The organism is Corynebacterium sp. HMSC11D10 (genome assembly GCF_001806995.1).
GTDB classification, from domain to species: Bacteria; Actinomycetota; Actinomycetes; order Mycobacteriales; family Mycobacteriaceae; genus Corynebacterium; species Corynebacterium coyleae.
The window spans coordinates 16,881-36,092 of sequence record NZ_KV787086.1 but is presented as its reverse complement, the minus strand read 5'-3'; the positions used below and the strand labels follow the sequence as shown (position 1 = coordinate 36,092).

22 protein-coding genes are annotated in these 19,212 nt (G+C 63.0%); 8 read left to right on the top strand and 14 right to left on the bottom strand.

The window, feature by feature from the left end; translation table 11 throughout:
* Positions 1 to 613: 613 nt before the first annotated feature.
* The 5 genes from HMPREF3120_RS11850 to HMPREF3120_RS10480 form a co-directional block, all read right to left on the bottom strand.
* Complete coding sequence (locus tag HMPREF3120_RS11850) at positions 614 to 715, bottom strand: 30S ribosomal protein bS22 (RefSeq protein WP_003855542.1); 102 nt, start codon at positions 713 to 715, stop codon at positions 614 to 616.
* Positions 716 to 926: 211 nt separating this feature from the next.
* The gene (locus HMPREF3120_RS10495) at positions 927 to 1,118 is read right to left on the bottom strand and encodes a helix-turn-helix domain-containing protein (protein WP_070421497.1); all 192 of its coding nucleotides are present in this window, start codon (positions 1,116 to 1,118) and stop codon (positions 927 to 929) included.
* A 181-nt stretch (positions 1,119 to 1,299) separates the two neighbouring features.
* Positions 1,300 to 2,112 (bottom strand): pyrroline-5-carboxylate reductase, encoded by an 813-nt coding sequence (proC, locus tag HMPREF3120_RS10490; RefSeq protein WP_070421580.1) that lies wholly within the window; start codon positions 2,110 to 2,112, stop codon positions 1,300 to 1,302.
* 11 nt (positions 2,113 to 2,123) lie between these two features.
* Positions 2,124 to 2,933, bottom strand: a complete 810-nt coding sequence (locus HMPREF3120_RS10485) for a hypothetical protein (protein ID WP_070453187.1) — start codon at positions 2,931 to 2,933, stop codon at positions 2,124 to 2,126.
* Positions 2,934 to 3,887, bottom strand: a complete 954-nt coding sequence (locus tag HMPREF3120_RS10480; RefSeq protein ID WP_070453184.1) for a Ppx/GppA family phosphatase — start codon at positions 3,885 to 3,887, stop codon at positions 2,934 to 2,936.
* 33 nt (positions 3,888 to 3,920) lie between these two features.
* On the opposite strand from HMPREF3120_RS10480, the gene HMPREF3120_RS10475 reads away from it, so the two are divergent.
* Positions 3,921 to 4,820 carry a DUF3109 family protein gene (locus tag HMPREF3120_RS10475; protein WP_070453181.1) on the top strand — a complete coding sequence of 300 codons (900 nt, stop codon included), beginning with the start codon at positions 3,921 to 3,923 and terminating at the stop codon, positions 4,818 to 4,820.
* Here the strand turns inward: HMPREF3120_RS10475 and HMPREF3120_RS10470 are convergent.
* Genes HMPREF3120_RS10470 through HMPREF3120_RS10460 form a run of 3 tightly spaced genes read right to left on the bottom strand, consistent with a single transcriptional unit; the run spans position 4,802 to position 7,429 of the window.
* Positions 4,802 to 5,491 carry a response regulator transcription factor gene (locus HMPREF3120_RS10470; RefSeq protein WP_070453179.1) on the bottom strand — a complete coding sequence of 230 codons (690 nt, stop codon included), beginning with the start codon at positions 5,489 to 5,491 and terminating at the stop codon, positions 4,802 to 4,804. The genes HMPREF3120_RS10475 and HMPREF3120_RS10470 overlap by 19 nt on opposite strands.
* Entirely contained in the window at positions 5,488 to 6,672 is a 1,185-nt protein-coding gene (locus HMPREF3120_RS10465) for a sensor histidine kinase (protein WP_070453176.1), read from the bottom strand. The genes HMPREF3120_RS10470 and HMPREF3120_RS10465 overlap by 4 nt, the downstream gene beginning before the upstream one ends.
* 10 nt (positions 6,673 to 6,682) lie before the next feature.
* Positions 6,683 to 7,429, bottom strand: coding sequence for a phosphoglyceromutase (locus HMPREF3120_RS10460; protein ID WP_070421582.1), 747 nt, complete (start codon positions 7,427 to 7,429; stop codon positions 6,683 to 6,685).
* 40 nt (positions 7,430 to 7,469) lie between these two features.
* Here HMPREF3120_RS10460 and HMPREF3120_RS10455 point away from each other — a divergent pair, with 40 nt between their 5' ends.
* Positions 7,470 to 8,570 (top strand): chymotrypsin family serine protease, encoded by a 1,101-nt coding sequence (locus tag HMPREF3120_RS10455; protein ID WP_141739433.1) that lies wholly within the window; start codon positions 7,470 to 7,472, stop codon positions 8,568 to 8,570.
* On the opposite strand, the gene mshA is transcribed toward HMPREF3120_RS10455, so the two are convergent.
* Positions 8,567 to 9,829, bottom strand: coding sequence for a D-inositol-3-phosphate glycosyltransferase (gene mshA / locus HMPREF3120_RS10450; RefSeq protein WP_070421503.1), 1,263 nt, complete (start codon positions 9,827 to 9,829; stop codon positions 8,567 to 8,569). The two genes, HMPREF3120_RS10455 and mshA, sit on opposite strands and share 4 nt — an antisense overlap.
* Before the next feature lie 33 nt (positions 9,830 to 9,862).
* A complete protein-coding gene (locus HMPREF3120_RS10445) occupies positions 9,863 to 10,156 on the bottom strand; it encodes a type II toxin-antitoxin system prevent-host-death family antitoxin (RefSeq protein WP_246815475.1) in 294 nt (97 codons plus the stop codon).
* A 69-nt stretch (positions 10,157 to 10,225) separates the two neighbouring features.
* Between HMPREF3120_RS10445 and HMPREF3120_RS10440 the strand changes: the two genes are divergently transcribed.
* Positions 10,226 to 10,495 (top strand): type II toxin-antitoxin system RelE family toxin, encoded by a 270-nt coding sequence (locus tag HMPREF3120_RS10440; protein WP_070421505.1) that lies wholly within the window; start codon positions 10,226 to 10,228, stop codon positions 10,493 to 10,495.
* Here the strand turns inward: HMPREF3120_RS10440 and HMPREF3120_RS10435 are convergent.
* On the bottom strand, positions 10,492 to 11,487 hold the full coding sequence (locus HMPREF3120_RS10435; protein WP_246815474.1) for a MinD/ParA family ATP-binding protein: 996 nt from the start codon (positions 11,485 to 11,487) through the stop codon (positions 10,492 to 10,494). The genes HMPREF3120_RS10440 and HMPREF3120_RS10435 overlap by 4 nt on opposite strands.
* A gap of 48 nt (positions 11,488 to 11,535) precedes the next feature.
* On the opposite strand from HMPREF3120_RS10435, the gene HMPREF3120_RS10430 reads away from it, so the two are divergent.
* Both HMPREF3120_RS10430 and HMPREF3120_RS10425 read left to right on the top strand, forming a co-directional pair.
* On the top strand, positions 11,536 to 13,329 hold the full coding sequence (locus tag HMPREF3120_RS10430) for a long-chain-fatty-acid--CoA ligase (RefSeq protein ID WP_371440438.1): 1,794 nt from the start codon (positions 11,536 to 11,538) through the stop codon (positions 13,327 to 13,329).
* Positions 13,330 to 13,353: 24 nt separating this feature from the next.
* Complete coding sequence (locus HMPREF3120_RS10425) at positions 13,354 to 15,075, top strand: long-chain-fatty-acid--CoA ligase (RefSeq protein ID WP_070453201.1); 1,722 nt, start codon at positions 13,354 to 13,356, stop codon at positions 15,073 to 15,075.
* A gap of 157 nt (positions 15,076 to 15,232) precedes the next feature.
* Here HMPREF3120_RS10425 and HMPREF3120_RS10420 read toward each other — a convergent pair whose 3' ends face one another.
* Entirely contained in the window at positions 15,233 to 16,234 is a 1,002-nt protein-coding gene (locus HMPREF3120_RS10420; protein ID WP_141739432.1) for a UDP-N-acetylmuramate dehydrogenase, read from the bottom strand.
* A 24-nt stretch (positions 16,235 to 16,258) separates the two neighbouring features.
* Between HMPREF3120_RS10420 and HMPREF3120_RS10415 the strand changes: the two genes are divergently transcribed.
* The 3 genes from HMPREF3120_RS10415 to HMPREF3120_RS10405 are packed head-to-tail and all read left to right on the top strand — an operon-like array spanning position 16,259 to position 18,331.
* On the top strand, positions 16,259 to 16,750 hold the full coding sequence (locus HMPREF3120_RS10415; RefSeq protein WP_070453169.1) for a DUF2505 domain-containing protein: 492 nt from the start codon (positions 16,259 to 16,261) through the stop codon (positions 16,748 to 16,750).
* Between the two features lie 59 nt (positions 16,751 to 16,809).
* Positions 16,810 to 17,562 carry a class I SAM-dependent methyltransferase gene (locus HMPREF3120_RS10410; protein ID WP_371326028.1) on the top strand — a complete coding sequence of 251 codons (753 nt, stop codon included), beginning with the start codon at positions 16,810 to 16,812 and terminating at the stop codon, positions 17,560 to 17,562.
* 10 nt (positions 17,563 to 17,572) lie between these two features.
* Complete coding sequence (locus tag HMPREF3120_RS10405) at positions 17,573 to 18,331, top strand: LmeA family phospholipid-binding protein (RefSeq protein ID WP_070453162.1); 759 nt, start codon at positions 17,573 to 17,575, stop codon at positions 18,329 to 18,331.
* 40 nt (positions 18,332 to 18,371) lie between these two features.
* On the opposite strand, the gene HMPREF3120_RS10400 is transcribed toward HMPREF3120_RS10405, so the two are convergent.
* Together HMPREF3120_RS10400 and HMPREF3120_RS10395 are read right to left on the bottom strand one after the other, a co-directional pair.
* Positions 18,372 to 18,686, bottom strand: coding sequence for a DUF2516 family protein (locus HMPREF3120_RS10400; protein ID WP_083284891.1), 315 nt, complete (start codon positions 18,684 to 18,686; stop codon positions 18,372 to 18,374).
* Between the two features lie 11 nt (positions 18,687 to 18,697).
* Positions 18,698 to 19,201, bottom strand: coding sequence for a CGLAU_01105 family protein (locus tag HMPREF3120_RS10395; protein WP_070421509.1), 504 nt, complete (start codon positions 19,199 to 19,201; stop codon positions 18,698 to 18,700).
* Positions 19,202 to 19,212 lie beyond the last annotated feature (11 nt).

The window sequence follows — 19,212 nt, the reverse complement described above, 5'->3', positions numbered from 1 at the left end:
TTGCCCCGAGTGCACTTCGTTGAACAATCTTTATACATGCATAGTATGCGGTTTAAGAGTGTTTTCAGCCAACACCCGCCCCATCGGATCGCGACCTGCGCAAATGCCGGAACAACACTTCAAAACGACCCGGAAATGGTCGGAAGGATTGTTCAACGACTGTGAAAACGGCTCGAAATGGGTGTGACGTGCGGATTGTTCAGCAATCCGCACCACCTGCTTACCCCCGGAAATTACCCCCGTTTTCCGAGCGCACACGCCATAACAGGCCTCAAGACACGAAAACACCGTGTTTCAACCCCACGAACACACCAGTCCACCACCCCAACGCTCATCGTCTAGCATCCTGAAACACCAGCTAGACGATCAGCCCCATAACGACAAACAACCCCAACACCACCAGGGCAAACACAGAGGCCGAAACGAGATCGTCTAGCAGCATCACAAGCCCAGCTAGACGATCAGCCCACAGACCAGGAGAACACCACCCCACCATCCGCCCCAACCCCAATCCGACGCCATATATAGGGACACACCCACACCCCACCATCCGCTCCACGGAAGGCAAACAAAAAGCCCGCCTCCACAAAAACGGAGGCGGGCGGCGCTTGGCTTACTTGCCGAGCTTACGACGCTGCACACGAGTGCGGCGGAGCATCTTGCGGTGCTTCTTCTTCGACATACGCTTGCGGCGCTTCTTAATAACTGAACCCATAAGGCTTCCTCTTTTCTAACGTTGCTTCGTACGTACGTGGTCGGCACGACCGCTTGCGCGGAACAGTGGGAGGTGCACACTCCCACAGGTTGTGGCCAACCTGAACACGCCAAGCATACAGGCGTGCAGACCAGCAGCCAAAAACCGAAAACGCCCGTTCCCCCACTGAAATCAGGTGGGAACGGGCGTTTCGTAGGGGTCTGGAGTGGTTTTACCCCACGTCGTAGACGGAGGACTCCAGGTATTCGTTCACCGCGTTTTCGTTGACACGGAACGAACGGCCTACGCGGACGGCAGGCAGTTCGCCGGAGTGAACGAGGCGGTAGACGGTCATCTTGGAGACGCGCATAATCTCCGCGACTTCGGCGACCGTCAGGAACTTTCCTTTATCTTCATTAACCACTTAATTCTTACCTCTCGGCACGCAAACGCGCTGCAGGCTTCCCCTCCCGCAGGACGAACACGCACGTGCTCCAACCACCCTAACGTGAAACATGGGTTGAGTGCGACTTAAGGGAGAGAATTTTTTCAGAGTGCAGGTAGTGAACACACAGCATCAGTTGTGACGGGTGTGACTACCGGGGTTATTCCTCGCCAAGTTCCTTCGACCGGCGCGCACAGGCCTCCATCGCGCGGTAGAACGCACCACGCAGACCGGACTCCTCCAACTCGCGGATTGCACGCGCGGTTGTGCCTGCCGGGGACGAAACGTTGGCACGCAACTGCACGGGCCCATCCTCGCCTTCCAGCATCGCGCCTGCACCGGCCGCGGTGGCCTTAGCCAGACGCTCCGCAAGGTCGCGCGGCAGGCCGAGGGACACGCCCGCGTCCACCATCGCTTCGGTGACAAGGAAGAAGTACGCAGGGCCGGAGCCGGACACTGCGGTCACTGCGTCGATCTGCGGTTCGGTGACGGTGACAACCTCGCCGGCGGCGGCGAGCAGTTCATCGACGGTCTGCCGCTGCTCGTCGTCAACGAAACGCCCGTAGGTCACCGCAAGCACGCCCTTACCGACGAGCATGGGCGTATTCGGCATAACGCGCGCGATCGGGGCGCCTGCGAGCGCCACTGCCTCTTCCATCGCTGCCAGCGTGATACCTGCTGCCATGGAGACCAGGACCGGGGTGTTGTCGGCGTCGCCAAAGCCTTCGCCAATTTCGGCGATGACGTCGAGGATGCCCGCGGGTTTCACGCACAGGAACACGACGTCGGCGTGCTGTACGGCTTCGTGGTTGTCGTTGGTGGTGCGCACGCCGTAGCGCTCACGCAATACTTCGCTGCGTTGCGACGACCTATTCGTCGCCGTGATCTTCTCCGGGTCGTAACCGGACTGGATCAGACCCGACAGGAGCGCTTCGCCGATATTTCCGGCGCCAATAATTGCGATGTTTGCCATGGTTGCCATGTTTAGATCAACGCGGGCCCAAATGCCATAACTGCTGCAGCGATACCTGCAAGCGCCATGTTCAGGCCATCACGTCCGGTGCGCATCGCACGCACACCGAAGACCACGCCGACCACTGCGACGATGCCAAGCAGCACCGCGACAACTGGGATGACGTGCGCCCACAGCCACTTGAATGCCAGGAACCCAAGCACACCCAGCAGCACGCCCAGGCCAACGAGCAGCACCATCAGAATCGGGTTGATGGAGGCGTCCTCGACTTCGATGTCGCGGACGTCCTCGTCAGGCAGGTCGTTCTCGAACAGGTCGAGCTCCGCATCCTGCTTATCGACGACTACCTCATCTACCGGCTTCTCCTCCGACTGAGGAGCCGCCACAGCAGCCGCAGCTGCCGCAGGTGCCGTGGCCTGTGCTGCAGGCTTCTCTACCGGCTTCTCCGCCGGTTTCCCTGCCGGCTTGGCAGCACCTTCGCGCACGACCGGAATGACGTGGGTGTCGTCCTCGGCAGGCGGAGCCTGAGTCGGCTTCGCCTTGGCCACTGCCTCTTCAGGCTTCTCCTGCTTGGCAGGCTTCTCCGCAGGCTTCTCCTGCTTGACGGTCTTTGCCGGTTCGGCGGGGGCGTCGATAGGCACGCTCGAGTGCTTCGCCTCGACAGGCTTGACGTTGACCTTCTTAAAGGAGTCGGTGAGCTCGGCGACCGAAACGCCACCGTCTTCGAGGCTGCGGCGGCGCCGGGGGCGTCGTGTGGCCGAAGGGTTTTCCTTCTCGGCGCGCGCGAGGAGCTCGGCTACCGTGAGCTGCTTGTCGGCCATTTACTCGTCGTCTCCTTTATCGGCATTCAAACCGCCCTGGTCGATGCGTTTCAGAATCACGCCTTCACGCAAGGCCCACGGGCAGATCTCCAACTTATCAATATTTAGTGCGCGCATTGCAGCCTCGGCAACGAGGGCACCGGCGACGATCTGGTGGGATCGGTCCGCATTGATGCCTTCGAGCTCCGCACGGTCCGCTGCTGTCATGCGTGAAATGAACGCGATGAGCTGGCGCAAACCGGGTGCGGTGAGGGTGCGCTGCACGAACGGACCTGCCGACGATGGTGCTGCACCGGTAAGGCGGGCCAGGGAGCGGAACGTCTTCGACGTACCCACCGCCAGGCCTACCTCGCCGAGTGCTTTTAATTCTTCGGCGGGGCCGGCGAGTTCCGCGTCGATGTAGTCGCGCAGCATGTTGATCTTCTTACGCTCTGGCGGGTCGGTGTCGAACCACTCGTGGGTCAGACGGCCAGCGCCGAGGTCCAGCGACACTGCCAGGTCCGGCATTTCTTCGGTGCCTGAGGAAATCTCGAGCGAGCCACCGCCGATGTCCAGGTTGGTGATGCGGCCGGCGGACCAGCCGTGCCAGCGGCGGGCGGCGAGGAAGGTCAGGCGTGCTTCCTCTTCGCCGGAGAGGATCTCCAGATCCACGCCGGTTTTCTTCTTCACCTGCTTCAGCACGTCCTCGGAGTTCGTCGCGGAGCGTACTGCCGAGGTGGCGAAGGCAAGGACCTCTTGGCACTTGAGATTGTTGGAGAGGTCGGCTGCTTCCTGGCAGGCGTCGACAAGTTTGTCGATGCCTTTTTGTTCGATGTTGCCTTTCTTATCCAACAACTCGACAAGCCGCAGCGGCTGCTTCCAGTCACTCATCGGGGTGGGGCGTCCGCCACCGTATGCATCGACCGCCACAAGATGGACGGTGTTGCTTCCGACGTCTAATACACCTAATCGCACCACCTCAGCGTAACGGGTCTACGGTGTGCAAGTGTGAATCAACCAGCCCCGAATCCTGTTTTTCTTGGCTTTCCGGCAGATTCCCCGGCAGGTCGCTCCATTGCGGCAGGCAGGGAAACGGCCCAGGAATTCCCGCGCGAATGGTTTGAGTTTGTCCACCCGGAGGACCCTGACCACACGTTTTCGCTAGATCTGACCTGGCTCGAGTCCACGTGGTCATGCCGCTTTGGCACGTCACAGTGCCTGGGTATCGACGAATCCAACCAGGCGGTCGGCTGCTGCATCCACGGCGCATACATTGCCGACGAAGAAGACCGCGACACCGTATATAACTCCGTTGCGTTGATGCCGGCGAAGTACTGGCAGTTGCGTCCGGCCGACACGGATGAGTTCTTCAAGGCCGACGACCCCACGTGGCTCGAGCCGTGGCTGGTGTGGGACGACAGTGACGAAGAGGACGACGGCCCACACATCAAGACGAAGGTGGTCGACGGTGCCTGCATCTTCGCCAACCGCCCCGGCCACCCGACCGGTGCGGGCTGTGCGCTGCACCAGTGGGCGATGGCGGAAGGCCACAACATCGTTGGCACTAAGCCGGAAGTGTGCTGGCAGGTGCCGTTTTCCCGCGAGGATGAATGGCAAGAGCGTAGCGACGGCCACGAGATCCTGCGCACCACCATCGGTGAATACGACCGCCGCCAATGGGGCGACGGCGGCGAGGACTTCGACTGGTGGTGCACCGCCTCACCGCAGTGCCACACCCCGAACAACGGCAGCCTCAAGCCGATTTGGCAGTCCATGAAGGACGAGTTGATTGCGCTGATTGGTGAGGTCCCGTATGCGATCGTCGCAAAGCATTGCGAGGCTCGCGCGAACCTGCCGCGGGAGGCGAAAGCCACCCACCCCGCGACGGATCAGGCCTCGAACTTGTAACCCAGGCCGCGCACGGTAACCAGCTGAGTGGGGCGCTTCGGCTCCGCCTCGATCTTGGAACGCAACCGCTTGACGTGCACGTCCAGGGTCTTGGTGTCGCCCACGTAATCGGCGCCCCAGATGCGGTCGATCAACTGGCCGCGGGTGAGCACGCGGCCGGCGTTGCGCATGAGGTACTCAAGCAGGTCGAACTCCTTGAGCGGCATGGGCACCGGCTGGCCGTCCACCAGCACCGTGTGGCGGTCGATGTCCATGACCACCCGGCCGCCCTTCAGCAGCTGGTCGTCGGCATCCTCCGCACTTTCCGCCTCCGGACCGCGGCGCAGCACCGCGCGGATGCGGGCGACGAGTTCGCGGGTGGAGTACGGCTTGGTCACGTAATCGTCCGCCCCCAGCTCCAGGCCGACAACCTTATCGATCTCACTGTCACGCGCCGTGACCATAATGATCGGCACCGACGACTCCGCACGCAGCTTTCGGCACACCTCCGTGCCGCTCATCCCTGGCAGCATGAGATCCAGCAGAACCAGATCGATGTCTTCAGAGTCGAAGAGCTGCAGCGCCGTCGGACCGTCCGGCGCGATCTTGGTCTCAAACCCTTCCTTGCCCAGCAAAAACGCGAGCGGGTCCGATAAGTTCTCTTCGTCCTCGACGATAAGGATGGTCGTCACTGCTGCTCAAGTTCCTTTCTGCCAGCAGAGGCGTGAACAGTTTCCGGGTCAAAGATCGGCAACTCAATGGTGAACGTTGAGCCGGTGCCGGGCCTAGACCACACGGTTATGTTACCGCCATGGTTGGCAACCACGTGCTTGACAATCGCCAGTCCCAGGCCAGTGCCACCTGTCGAGCGAGAACGGGCCTTATCCACCCGGTAGAACCGCTCAAACACGCGTTTTTGGTCCTCGGGCGCAATGCCGATGCCGCGGTCCGTGACACGGATCAGCACCGCTTTGTCGCGCACCGTTTTCTGCGTGATGCTCACCGGCTGCCCATCCGGCGAGTAGTTGATCGCGTTGGATATCAGGTTGGCCACCGCCACTGTGAGCATCGACTTGTCGCCGAGCACGTACAGCCCAGTGGGGGCGCCACGGTTGATCTCAATCTTGCGGTTTTCGGCGGTAACGTGGTTGCGGATGACGGCTTCGTCGATGATGTCGTCGACACGCACTGGCGCCATGTCGGGCAGCGCTTCCGCGCCTTGCAACTTCGACAGCGCAATCAGGTCCGTGATCATCTCCCCCATGCGGTGCGCTTCCTTGTGCAGTTTCCCGCCGAAGTATTCGACCATCTCCGGGTCAGTCGGATCCTGCAGAAGCGCCTCCGCCAGCAGCGACATGCCACCGACGGGGGTTTTGAGCTCGTGCGAGACATTTGCGACGAAATCACGCCGCGCGTGCTCCATCCGCACATTCTCAGACTCGTCGGAGCCGTAAATGATCACCGACGAGTTATCCGTCAGCGTCAACGGAGCAACTACCGCGCGCACGTTACGGATGCGGTTACCGGTGGTGCGCTGTGGCATCTCCATGTCGATGACACGTTGCTCCGCATCGTCCATCACCTGCTCCGCAACATCGAATACGCGGGGGTTGACGGTGCCGTCGTGCACAAGCGACATATCGTGGGCACGCGCGTTGGACAGTTGCACCTTGCCATTTCTTCCAACGACGACGATGCCGGTGGGCGATCCCTGTGTCACCAGGTGCAACATATCGCTGACAGTGCTCACGCCAGTGTCTTCATCGTGGTCGTCCGCACTGTTTCGGGCATACCAACGCAATGCCCGCCGCCCGAGATGGGCAGCGGGGACGGCGACGAGCGCGCCGAGAATAAACGCAAGAACTGGCGACACAGCCTAAGCGCTACTTCTTGCCCTGGTTCGCCACAGCGGCAGCGCCTGCAGCGGCAGCCTCCGGGTCGAGGTAGGTACCGCCCGGGTTGAGCACCTTGCCGCGCTCGCCGATTTCGTACAGCAGCGGCATGCCGGTCGGGATGTTCAGCGCCGCAATGTCCTCGTCGGAAATGCCGTCGAGGTACTTCACCAGCGCACGCAGGGAGTTACCGTGCGCTGCGACCATGACAGTCTTGCCCTGCAGCAGCTGCGGCAAGATTGCCTCCTCGTAGTACGGCAGGAAGCGACGCACAACGTCCTGCAGGCACTCGGTGCGCGGCACCTCCGGCAGGAACGCGTAGCGCGGGTCGTTGGTCTGCGCGTACTCGTTATCGATATCGATCGCCGGTGGCGGAGTGTCGTAGGAACGACGCCACTCCATGAACTGCTCATCGCCGTACTTGTCGCGGATCTCCGCCTTGTTCAGGCCCTGCAGCTTGCCGTAGTGGCGCTCGTTGAGGCGCCAGTTGCGCACAACCGGGATCCAGTGGCGGTCCGCTGCGTTCAACGCAATGTTGGCGGTGCGGATCGCGCGACGCAGCAGCGAAGTGAACACGATGTCCGGCAGGACACCCTTTTCAACCATGAGCTTGCCGGCGTTGACGGCTTCGCGCTCGCCCTGCTCTGTCAGGTCGACGTCCACCCAGCCGGTGAACTGGTTCGACTTGTTCCACTCACTTTGACCGTGACGTACAAGAATCAACTTTCCGTTACCCATGACTTTAAGCATGCCACGAAAGAGGTTTAGTGTCGTGGGCATGCTCAAGGTTTTTCGCTACGCCGCCGCGGTTGCCGTCGCCGCGGCACTGACCACTGCCCCATCTGCTGCCGCAGCGCCTGCGCTTGCCGCCCCCGGCGCGCCTGTGGCCACGCTGTTCGAGGGCTCTAATTCGTTTGCTAACAGCTCGCGCTGCAGCCAGGGCCCTTCCGGTGTGGTGCGCACCCCTGACGGGCAGACGAAGCGGATCATGATCACGGCCGCGCACTGCTTCGACGTGGACGATAAAACGGTGCGCCCGGAGGTGTACGCACCGGTGCGAGAAGGTGGCGGAGTGCGCTACCCGCGGGTGGGCAGCGTGGATACGCAACGCAAGGAGTTCGAGCTGGGCAACGGCGAGTTGATGGACTTCTACCGCATTATCGACGAGCCCGACTGGGCCATGGTCCGCCTCGACCCAGGCGTTTCTGCCTCCGGCTGGTCCACCTCCCGCGACCAGTGGGGCAGCACCCCCTCCCGGAACGTGGCGATCACCGGCGTGAAGGATTACCGCAGCCTGGGCAACGAGCTGATCAGCTTTGACAACTTTGGCCAGCCCATCTGCAAAGACGGCATGCGCACCGGCCGCTCGTGCGGCACCCAGGTGTTCCGTACACAGAACTTCATCTGGCACGTCGGGTTGAACTACGCCTCGGGTGATTCCGGCGGCATCAACTACGACCCGCGCACGGGCGAGGCCATCGGGTTGACCATCATTGGATACGGCCCCTTCGGCAACTCCCAGCAGATCGATCGTGCGCTCGAGTCCGCCTACGGCATCCCCGACGGTCAGGTAAATCAGGCGTTTACTCCTGCTGAGCCGGCGTCGCGCGCGGAGTTTGCGACGCTTCGCGACGAAATCGCCCAGCACAACCCAGCCGCCGCCAACAAGCCCGCGCCGGCACCGTCGAAGTTCCACAAACTCACCGGCGCAGTCAACGGTGCCCAGGCTGATGCTGCTCGCCTCGCCGGGGAGGCGCAGCGTCTTCCCCAAGCAGCAGACCCGGTTGCCGCAGCGCAGGAGCTTGCCGGACGTGCGGGTGCCGCAGCCAACCAGCGTGCAGGTGAGATCAGCGCCGCCGTGAACGCGATCATCCGCTAGTTGCCGCCGGGGATCCGGGGAGCCTCACAGGGGTCGTAACCGTCGAGCGCTTGCTTATAGACGCCCGCGAGCTGGTCTGCCGACGCCGCCCAGCTAAACCGGGCCGCGTGGCGGACGGCGGATTCGCCCATGTGGATGCGCGTGGAGTCGTCGATAAGCAACCGCTCCAGTGCATCCGCCCACTCGTTGGTGTCGTGACTGCCCACCAGCAGGCCGGTCTCCCCGTCACACACCGCGATCGGGAGCCCGCCGACCTTCGCCGCCACCACCGGCGTACCTGTGGCCTGCGCTTCCACGGCGACCAGGCCGAAGCTTTCGTTGTAACTCGGCACCGCGACGACGTCCGCTGCTTGGTAGATGCTGACGAGTTCTTCAGGCGGACGCGGGCCAAGGAAACGCACGGTGGCACCCAGCGCCTCCTCGTCCGCGATCGCACGGTAGTGCTCCACCGACGAACCGGACCCGCTCGCCCCACCACAGATGATCACGCGCAACGGACCTTCGACGCTGCCGCGGCGCACGACCTCCCCCATCGCACGCAACAACACCTGCGGGCCCTTGAAATCCTGCAGCCTGCCGACGAACGCAACCACCTTCGCGTGCAACGGAATGCCCAGGTGGCGGCGTGCAAGTTCCGTGTTGCGGTTCGTGCCAGGGGTGAACAGTTCCGTGTCCGCACCAGGGCTGACCACGGAGATCTTCGACGGGTCCACGTCGTAGAAGCGGGCAAGCTCGCTGGTTTCATCCTCGGTGTTGACCACGAGCGTTTCGGCGTTGTCCACGAGTTGCTGCTCACAAATACGGCGCGCCTCCGACTCCGAGCCACCCACACCGTAGGCGTTTTTCACCGCCGCCCACGTATGCCCGGTGTGCACCAGCGGCACCCCAGCAAGGTCGGCGAGCAACCACCCCACCTGGCCGGAGAGCCAGTAGTGGGAATGGATCAGGCCGTAAGAGCGCTCGTCTGCTCGGCAGAACTGCACCACCCCGCCGGCGAACGCAGCGAGTTGGGTCGGCAGGTCTTCTTTCTCCAGCCCCTCATACGGCCCGGCGACGATATTGATCACCCGGTAGCCTGGCTCGACCTCGACGATCTCGCCCTGGCTGGGCCGCGTCGCACGGGTGAACACATCCACCTGCGTGCCCTGGCGGGCCAGTTGGGTCGCAATGTTGTGAACGTAGACGTTCATGCCACCGGCATCACCGATTCCCGGCTGCTCGAGCGGAGAGGTGTGCATTGAAATCATGGCGACGCGCATGCGGGCCAGATTAGCGCGGCGCAAAACCCTGCGTCACTGCGCGTTGGTATGGCTTTGCAAGTCTTCCTCAGCGAGCTGTTTGAGGACCACCTCGAGCGGTGTCCTCGTTCCGTCGTCCTCCTCACGGGCACGGCGTAGCAGTTCGCGGTCAGCGACCTGCTCTAGCTCTTCTAACAGCACCAAGTCTTCAACCGGCACGATAGCTGCAGCAGACTTCCCGTTCCGGGTAATCAACACCCGCTCACCTGCATAATTCGCTCGGTCAACCGTCTCACCTAAGCGATTCCGCAATTCAACAAGCGCAATTGCGTCTTCCGGCGCTTTCACAGTGCACCACCCCTTCATCCATACTGTGTACAGTTGGTACACACTGTACACATTTTCTAGGGGGTGTCAATGAAATACCAAGTCGAGCTCACCAACCAAGCCAGTCGTGACCTCAGAAAAATTCGACGAAGCGACCGAAACACCTTCGAGCGAATTACCGAAGCCTTACAAGCGCTCTCCGCTAATCCATTCCCCGCCGGTTGTGTCCGATTAACCGGCTACGACGATTTCCGAATCCGGGTTGGCGGGTTCCGGATCATCTACTCAGTTCAGCAAAAAGTCGTTCTAGTGGAAGTACTGCGCATCGCGCCGCGTGGCGAGGTCTACAAAGGCCTTTAGTGCGCCGCGTGCCGGTGCCACGCACCGAAGTCCGCCGCCACCGTAGCCGCCAGGTGCTGATAGGACTTCAGGGTTGCCGCGGCCATGCGCTCCAAATCGACGACCGCACCTTCCGCCAGGTGCCTGTCGTACGGGATCGTGTGTACCGCCCGCGTACGCGAGGCGAAGTGTTCGGTGACCTTGCCCATGTCGATGGTCGGCTTGCCCGGTGCGGATGAGGAAATGACCACGACAGCGTTGGCGGCCAACTGGTCGTAGCCGTGGAGGTTGAGCCAGTCGAGGGTCGCGGATGCGGACTGCGCGCCGTCGAGAGCAGGTGAGGTGACCAGCACAAGCGCGTTGGCCAGGTCGAGCACGCCCGCCATCGCGGAGTGCATCAGGCCGGTGCCACAGTCGGTGAGAATGACGTTGTAGTGGTGCTGCAGGATGTCGATGGCGTGGCGGTAGTCGGCTTCCGAAAACGCCTCGGAGACCGCCGGGTCTCGCTCGGAGCCGATCACCTCGAGCCGCGATGCTGCCTGGTTAGTAAAGGCACGGACCTGCGGGTAGCGGTGCGTTTCCGGCGCGTGGAGCAGGTCACGGATGGTGGCCGGTGGCGCGGTTGCTGCGCGTTGGGCAAGTGTGCCCAGGTCCGGGTTGGCGTCGATGGCGATGACGCGATCCCCACGGGTCTGTGCGAACACGCCTCCAAGGCCAACGGTGGTTGTGGTCTTACCGACGCCACCTTTCAGGCTCATCACCGCAATGCGGTAGTCGCCGCGCAGGGGCGCACGGATGGCGTCGATAAGCTGCTGCTCCTCGAGCTCTTTGCGCGAACCGCCCGGGTTGATGCGACCACGAGTGGCGGTGTGGATCATTTTGCGCCAGCCCTGTTTCGGCGGCGATTTCACCGGATCCACCAGGTTGGTTTGATCGAGCACCTCAGGTGGTGTGAGTTCAAGCTCCGGCATGGCAACAGCGTCGCGAAGCGTGGCGTCATGGAACGTGGTCATGAAAAATCCCCCCGTATTTCCCCAAATATGTGATGCAGGCAAGTGTAGATGATCAATTTCTTGCGCGCACCCATTCACAACCTACGCAAGAGTAAGTTATACTCCGCAACACGTTTAGTTACACATGACCATAACCGAGAGGATGCAATGGGCGCCGCAGACACACAGGCCTGGATTGAGCAATACGCCGAATGGACGAACCCGCGTCCCGAAATCGGCACAGACACGCTCGTAAGCTGGTTCAACCGGGCCGTGGCCACCCAACCGCGCAGCGCCGCAACATGGTTCATGGGCAAGGAGCTCACCTACGCCGAGCTCAACGATCACGTCGGCAGCGCGGCAGCCGGCTTGGCCAAACTCGGCGTCCAGCCTGGGGACCGCGTTGCGGTTGCGCTACCCAACTGTCCGCAGCACGTCATCGCAGTCACGGCAATCCTGCGACTGGGCGCGGTCGTCGTCGAACACAACCCGCTCTACACCGCAGACGAGCTCGAGCCACAGTTCAACGACCACGGAGCGAAGATTGCGATTGTCTTCGACCGTGAAGCGGACACCTTCCTCTCCCTGCGCGGACGCACCCCGCTGGAAACCGTTGTGGCCGTCAACATGATCGACGAAATGCCAACGCACCTCAAGGCATTGCTCGCACTGCCAATTCCGCCAGTAAAGAAGAAGCGCGCCGAGCTCAGCGCCCCCGCCCCAGGGACCATGAACTTCACCGACCTGCTGCGGACACGTTCTCGCACGGTGCACTTGCCACCGATCGAGCCGGAAACTACCGCCTTTATCCTCTACACCTCGGGCACATCCGGGAAACCGAAGGGCGCGCCGCTGACGCACCGCAATATCGTCTCGGTCCTCAAGGCGGGTATCGAGTGGCTGGAGGACTGGGGTGCGGTGCGCGAGAAGGTGCTCGCCGTGCTGCCGATGTTCCACATCTACGGCCTTGCGTTGAACTACGGCCTGCCACTGACCGTTGGCGGGCAGATCGTGCTCGTGCCCGCACCGCAGCCGCAGTTGTACCAGTCGGCGATCCTGAAAACGCGGCCAACGATGCTGCCGGGCGTGCCCACGCTGTACGCCAAAATCATCGAATGGGCGAAGAAAGACAACGTCGACCTTTCCTCGATTCACACGTCGATCTCCGGCGCATCCACCCTGCCTGCAGAGACGATCGAACTGTGGGAAAACACCACGGGCGGGCGCCTCATCGAAGGCTACGGCCTGACGGAAACCTCGCCGATCCTCGCCGGCAACCCCCTCGACGGCACACGTCGTCCGGGCTACATCGGTCTCCCCTTCCCCAATACGGAGATCCGCATCGCTGACCCGGACGACCCTTCTCGCACCATGCCCGACGGTGAGCCAGGCGAGCTGCTTGCCCGTGGCCCGCAGGTCTTCGCTGGTTACCTGAACAACCCGGAGGCAAACGAGAACGCGTTCCACGATGGTTGGTTCCGCACCGGCGACATGGCCGTCATGGAGCCGGACGGCTGGATCAAGTTGGTGGCGCGCATCAAGGAGATGATCATCACCGGTGGCTTCAACGTGTACCCGGACGAGGTGGAGGGCGTACTTCGCCGCCATCCGGATATCGACGACATCGCAGTCGTCGGCCGCCCCCGCGAGGATGGCGCCGAGGATGTCGTCGCGTGCATCACGCTTGTCGACGGCGCCGCGCTCGACCCCGAAGGCCTCAAGGCCTACGCCCGCAAGCACCTGACGCGCTACAAGGTGCCGCGCGAGTTCTACCACTTCGAGGAGCTGAACCGGGACCAGACGGGCAAGATTCGTCGCCGTGAGGTTCGCGACACTCTCGTCAGTCTTCTTACCCAACCGTAGGTAGATGGGCGTAGGGTGGTCACCATGACTTCACCCTCCCTAACCAATGGAGACGCCCCCTGGCTGCAGTACTACCCCGAGTGGACCGCCCACTCGCTGGAGTACGGCAACCGCACGCTGAACGATCTTTACGACGACAACCTGGCCGCCAACGGCAACAACACCGCCACCAGGTTCTTCGGCCGCACCCAGACGTTTAGCGAGCTCGATCGCGAGGTGCGCCGCGCCGCCGCAGGTCTGAAAGCCTTTGGCGTTCGCCCGGGTGACCGCGTGGCGATCATGCTGCCGAACTGCCCGCAGCACGTCGCCGCCTTCTTTGCTGTGCAGAAGATCGGCGGTGTTGTCGTCGAGCACAACCCGCTCTACACCGCCCACGAGCTGCGCCCGCAATTCAAGAACCACGGCGCCCGTGTGGCAATCGTGTGGGACAAGGCCGCCGACACGCTCGAGCAGCTGCGCGCCGACACCCCGCTGGAAACCGTGGTCAGCGTGAACATGATCAAGGCCATGCCACGCGCCCAACAACTCGCGCTGCGCCTGCCGCTGCCGAAGGTGATGGAGGCCCGCGCAGCGCTCACCGGCCCGTGCAGCAACACGGTGCCATGGGAGTCATTGACCAGCTCCGCCATCGGTGGGCTGGGCACTGACCTGGAACCCCCAGCGGAGATCACTCCGGAAAGCCCCGCGGTGATCCTGTACACCTCCGGCACGACCGGCGCGCCGAAGGGCGCGGCACTGTCACACGCGAACCTGGTTGCCAACCCGCTGCAAGGCCAGGCGTGGGTAAAGGAACTCCAAGAGGGCAACCAGCGCATGCTGGCGGCCCTGCCGTTCTTCCACGCCTACGGCCTGACGTTCTCGTTGACGTTGACCATGCTGATCGGCTCAGAACTTGTGCTCCTGCCAGCCCCGCAGATGCCTCTTGTGATGAAGGCGATCAAGAAGACCCCGCCGACGTTCATCCCAGGTGTGCCCACCTTGTTTGAGCGCATCCTGCAGGCTGCGGAGAAGAAGAACATCGACCTGTCCCCGGTCCAGATTGGCTTCTCGGGAGCGTCGTCGCTGCCGAAGGAGATTATCGAGGGCTGGGAGCGCGCCACCGGCGGTCGCCTGGTCGAAGGCTACGGCCTGACCGAGACGTCGCCGATCATCGTGGGCAACCCGCAGACCGCGGACCGTCGCCCCGGCTACATTGGCATCCCCTTCCCCGACACCGAGATCCGCATCGTCGACCCGGACAACCTGGACAAGGACATGCCCTACGGCGAGGACGGCGAAATCCTGGCGAAGGGCCCGCAGGTGTTCTCCGGCTACTTCAACAACCCTGAGGCCACCGAGAAGGTCTTCCACAACGGTTGGTTCCGCACCGGCGACATGGGTGTGATGGAGGAGGACGGCTTTATCAAGCTCGTCTCCCGCATCAAGGAGCTCATCATCACCGGCGGGTTCAACGTCTACCCTGCGGAGGTTGAGGAGGTCATCCGCACCCACAAGGACGTCGAGGATGTCGCCGTCGTGGGACGTCCACGCTCCGACGGTTCGGAGGATGTTGTCGCCTGCGTCGTGCTTCGCGACGGCGCCGCCCTCGACCCCGACGGCCTGAAGGACTTCGCCCGCGAGAACCTCACCCGTTACAAGGTGCCGCGCACCTTCTACCACTTCGAGGAGCTGGCCAAGGACCAGATGGGCAAGCTACGCCGCCGCGAGGTCCGCGAGGACCTGCTGTCCAAGCTCGAGCAGCGCTAAAGGCTCGGTCCGGACACCCGCGCTGCTTTGTTGGTCTCACGGCGGCCATCCGCCGCTCCGCCCCACAGATGGTGAGAACCAAATGGTGAGCTCGGCAAAATTTTGGCGTTCTCCCCGTTTGGTTCTCACCATGTGTGCGTGCGGCGGGGGGTTCGCGCTAGAGGCCCACCCAGACCGGCTCGGGGTGCAGCTCAACGCCGAATTGCTTGTCGACGACCCCCTGCACCCGGCGCGCCAACACCACGATGTCGTCCGCCGTGGCGTTACCCCGGTTCGTCAGGGCGAGGGTGTGCTTGGTGGACAGGCGCGCGGGCGCGTCCTCGCCGGGGAATCCGCGGGGGCAGCCGGCGCGCTCGATCAGCCACGCTGCAGACAACTTCTCTTGGCCCTCACCAGCGGCAAAGCGTGGCATGTGGTCTTCGCCGACCTTGGCCTCGATCTCATCCGCCAGCGCGGTGGGCACGACCGGGTTGGTGAAAAACGAGCCCGCGGACCACGTGTCGTGGTCGCCGGCGTCGAGCACCATGCCCTTCGCCCGGCGAGTCTCCAGCACGGATGAGCGGGCCTCCGCCAGCGACACACGCTCCCCGCCCAGGTGGCGCAGCGGGATCGACTGGTCGGTCTTCTCTAGCGCTAGCTCGATCTCCAGCACCACAGCTCGCGAGGTGAACTTCAGGTTGGAGTAGCGGTACGCCAGATCCAGTGACTCGGCGGGCACCCACTCGTCGGCACCCGTCTCGCGGTTGTAGAGGCGCACGCGGGTCAGCACGTCCGAGATCTCGGAGCCATACGCGCCGACGTTTTGCACCGGGGTCGCACCAGCGGAACCCGGAATGCCCGACAAGGCTTCGATACCACCGAGGCCATGGTCGACAGCAAAGGCAACCACGTCGTCCCAGACGGTGCCGGCTTGGATGCGCAGCGTGGTGTCGTCGATAAGCGAGATGCCCTCGTTGCGCACCAACACAGCAGTCAGATCGAGCGCACCTTCCGCAACAAGCAGGTTGGAACCGCCGCCGACAACAAGCAGCGGCGAACCGGCGCGATCAAGGCGCGCAACGGTCTCGGCGAGTGCTTCGGCGCTGGTGCACTCGATGATCTCGGCCGGCGAACCGCCGACGCGCAACGTGGTCAGAGAGGCAAATGATGGGGTTGACACGCCAACAACGGTAGTCTGTGACCCATGACTGCACGTAGTGAGATCACTGTGACCATCAACCAGCCGATCGAAAAGGTCGCGCAAGCCTACGCCACGCGCGAATACTGGGAGTTCATCGCAGAGAAACTCTCCCCGGAACCGGGCGAGCTCAACGAGTTCGCGGACAACACCGCAACCCTCTTTGAGATTCTGCCGACCTCTATCCTCCCGCCGGCAGCACAGGCGATGGTGTCCCAGGACCTGAAGCTCAAGCGCGTCGTCACCGTAGGCGCGCTCGACGGCGACACCGCCAAGCACACCATGACCGGCGACGTCAAGGGCACCCCGGTGGACCTCGGCGCCGAATACACAGCAACCCGCGACGGCGACAACACCAAGCTCGACTACGAGCTCGAAGCCAAGGTCAACATCCCGTTTATGGGCGCTGCCCTCGAGCCGAAGGTCGCCGAGGCACTCGAGGAGATCGTGGAAAACGAAGCGAAGCTCACCGACCAGTGGATTAGCGAGAACCTCTAATCCCCCACTATCACAATCTCCGCGCCGATAACCCGGGTGCGGCGGGCAAACCCTACGGGGTGATCACCCGCGGCACGACCGGGTTTAATCGTCTGCGCAGATCTGATCGCTGGACCCGCTTTCACCCGCGGGTCCAGTCCCTGTTGCGAGCCGTACCCGACCCGCTGGCCGTGGATGTGGGCTACGGCGCCTCCCACGCCACCACCGTCGAATGGGCCGGGTGGCTGCGCCAGATCCGCCCCGACATCGAGGTCGTGGGCCTGGAGATCGACCCGGAGCGCGTCCTGCCGCCCCGCGACGGCGTGCGTTTCGAGCTCGGCGGCTTCGAACTTGCTGGCTACCGCCCCCACCTCGTGCGCGCCTTCAACGTGCTGCGCCAATACGACGTCGACCAAGTCCCCGACGTGTGGGACACCGTCTGCTCACGCCTTGCGCCGGGCGGCCTGTTCGTCGAAGGCACCTGCGATGAAATCGGACGCCGTTGCGCATGGTTGCTTCTCGACGACACCGGCCCCGTCTCCTTAACCCTCTCCTGGGATCCCTTCCACACCGCAACCCCCTCAGAGGTGGCGGAGCGCCTCCCCAAAGCGCTGATCCACCGCAATGTGCCCGGCGAGGCCATCCACGCATTTCTTACCGACGCCGACACCGCCTGGGAACACGCCGCCGGATGGGAACCCCACGGCCCCCGCGTGCGCTGGCGCCACGCCCTCGACGACCTGGCCGCAAAATGGCCGATCACGCCCCAGCGGCGCCGCTTTTCCGACAATTCCGTGACCGTCGAGTGGAACGCCATCGCTCCAAGTTCCTAAACTGGCCCGCATGACCAAAGCCTGGAAAGTCACCCTCTCCATCATCGTCGGAGTACTCCTCCTGTTCGCCGTTGCGGAAGGAGGCATCCGCGCGTTCGTGTCCCACCAGGTCACGTCCGAAGCCCCGGAAGGCACCTCGGTGTCCTTCGGCCCGAAGCCAGTCACACTCGGCCTGCTGGGTGGAAAGTTCCCCCACATGAAAATCGACCAGGACTCCACCCTGGTTGTGGACGGCAACACCTTCACCGGCGCGCCCGCCGCCGTCGTGGAGATGGACAACGTCCACATCGCAGGTGGCGACCCGGTCGCCGAAACCCTCCACCTGACCTCCGATCTGCCCACCGACTACGTCCGCGCCATGCTCAACCAGCAGTTGGAGCAGCAGATGGGCGAGGACGCCGGATTCCTGGCCAACTTCATCAACGTCAGCGACGTCACCGCGAACCCCGAGGCCGGTACCTTCACCGTCGAGTTCAGCGGCGGTGTCGCAGGCATCGATCTGCGCCCCTCCATGCGTGACGGCCAACTCGCGCTCGAGGCCGAGAACACCTCGCTGTTCGGCTTCGACCTGCCCGACGGTGTCGCCGACGCCATCAGCGGCGCCCTGTCCAACGGCATGGCCCAGGAAGCCAACAGCACCATGCGTATCGACGACTTCCGCGTCATCGACGGCGGCCTCCAAGTCTCCATGGTGGGCACCGACGTGAACTTCAACGAACTGCAGATGATGCAAGAAAACCCCGCCGGGTTCACGACCCAGCAGGGTTAAGCGGTGCCGCTGCGGCGGCGCTGCGGCGGCGCGGGCGGTGTTACCAGCCGCCGTTGCCCTCCAGAATGTTTTTGATCTGGGGGCGGATGTCGAAGTAGTAGATACCGATCGCCACCGCGCCAAACCATGCGATGAACGGCAGGCCGAGCATGCACGCCACCGCAGACAGCGCCAGGATGCCAATCCAGGCGCCCTTGGACTGGCGGCCTGCTGCTTCGAACGCGTCGGGGCGGGTCGTCGCCACGAGCCCGGCAGCCACAAGGCCTGCGATGCCGACCGCGAAGAGCATGAGGAAGCTCGCGCGTGACGGGAGCGTCGTGATGAACTGGATCTGCTCAAGAGCCGCGGTATCCATATCCCAACCTTCTAGTTAGCGGTGTTGTTGGAGTCGGTTTCGTCCGTCTCCAGAATCTCGCCGTCGATAATATCGCCGTCACCGGTGGTGTTGGTGAACTGGTCTTGGAGGCGCTCCACCAGGCCGTCGAAACGCGAGCGGATATCGCTCATAACACCCTTGTCGTCGACCCCGTCAAGAGCCTTATCCAGACGCTCGTTGAGCGCAGCGCGCACCTCATTTACCTTCGTAGTCACAGTCTCCTTGAGGTCGTCGGAGATCTGCAGATCACGCTCACGCAGGGAGTTAAAGAGCTTCTCCGCCTCGTCGACGAAGTTGTTGGCCACGTTGCGCACGTCACCCTCCGACGTCGCCGCGTTCAAGTTCGTGCGAGCCTCATCGGACGTGGATTGGAAACGCTCAGAGAGCTCGCCGGCTACCTTGCCCAGCGCCGCACCGAGGGAAGAACCTGCCAGCAGCAGGGCCTCGCCAGCGTCGCGGAGGTTGTTGCGGATCTCGCCATTGTTGTCAGCCATAGCTTTACCTT

Bases quoted from the DNA above. Each gene is read 5' to 3' on its own strand.
- HMPREF3120_RS11850 (WP_003855542.1), bottom strand. From the start codon at position 715: ATGGGTTCAGTTATTAAGAAGCGCCGCAAGCGTATGTCGAAGAAGAAG.
- proC (WP_070421580.1), bottom strand. From the start codon at position 2,112: ATGGCAAACATCGCAATTATTGGCGCCGGAAATATCGGCGAAGCGCTC.
- HMPREF3120_RS10485 (WP_070453187.1), bottom strand. From the start codon at position 2,933: ATGGCCGACAAGCAGCTCACGGTAGCCGAGCTCCTCGCGCGCGCCGAG.
- HMPREF3120_RS10460 (WP_070421582.1), bottom strand. From the start codon at position 7,429: ATGGGTAACGGAAAGTTGATTCTTGTACGTCACGGTCAAAGTGAGTGG.
- HMPREF3120_RS10455 (WP_141739433.1), top strand. From the start codon at position 7,470: ATGCTCAAGGTTTTTCGCTACGCCGCCGCGGTTGCCGTCGCCGCGGCA.
- mshA (WP_070421503.1), bottom strand. From the start codon at position 9,829: ATGCGCGTCGCCATGATTTCAATGCACACCTCTCCGCTCGAGCAGCCG.
- HMPREF3120_RS10440 (WP_070421505.1), top strand. From the start codon at position 10,226: ATGAAATACCAAGTCGAGCTCACCAACCAAGCCAGTCGTGACCTCAGA.
- HMPREF3120_RS10435 (WP_246815474.1), bottom strand. From the start codon at position 11,487: ATGACCACGTTCCATGACGCCACGCTTCGCGACGCTGTTGCCATGCCG.
- HMPREF3120_RS10430 (WP_371440438.1), top strand. From the start codon at position 11,536: ATGATCAATTTCTTGCGCGCACCCATTCACAACCTACGCAAGAGTAAG.
- HMPREF3120_RS10425 (WP_070453201.1), top strand. From the start codon at position 13,354: ATGACTTCACCCTCCCTAACCAATGGAGACGCCCCCTGGCTGCAGTAC.
- HMPREF3120_RS10415 (WP_070453169.1), top strand. From the start codon at position 16,259: ATGACTGCACGTAGTGAGATCACTGTGACCATCAACCAGCCGATCGAA.
- HMPREF3120_RS10405 (WP_070453162.1), top strand. From the start codon at position 17,573: ATGACCAAAGCCTGGAAAGTCACCCTCTCCATCATCGTCGGAGTACTC.
- HMPREF3120_RS10400 (WP_083284891.1), bottom strand. From the start codon at position 18,686: ATGGATACCGCGGCTCTTGAGCAGATCCAGTTCATCACGACGCTCCCG.
- HMPREF3120_RS10395 (WP_070421509.1), bottom strand. From the start codon at position 19,201: ATGGCTGACAACAATGGCGAGATCCGCAACAACCTCCGCGACGCTGGC.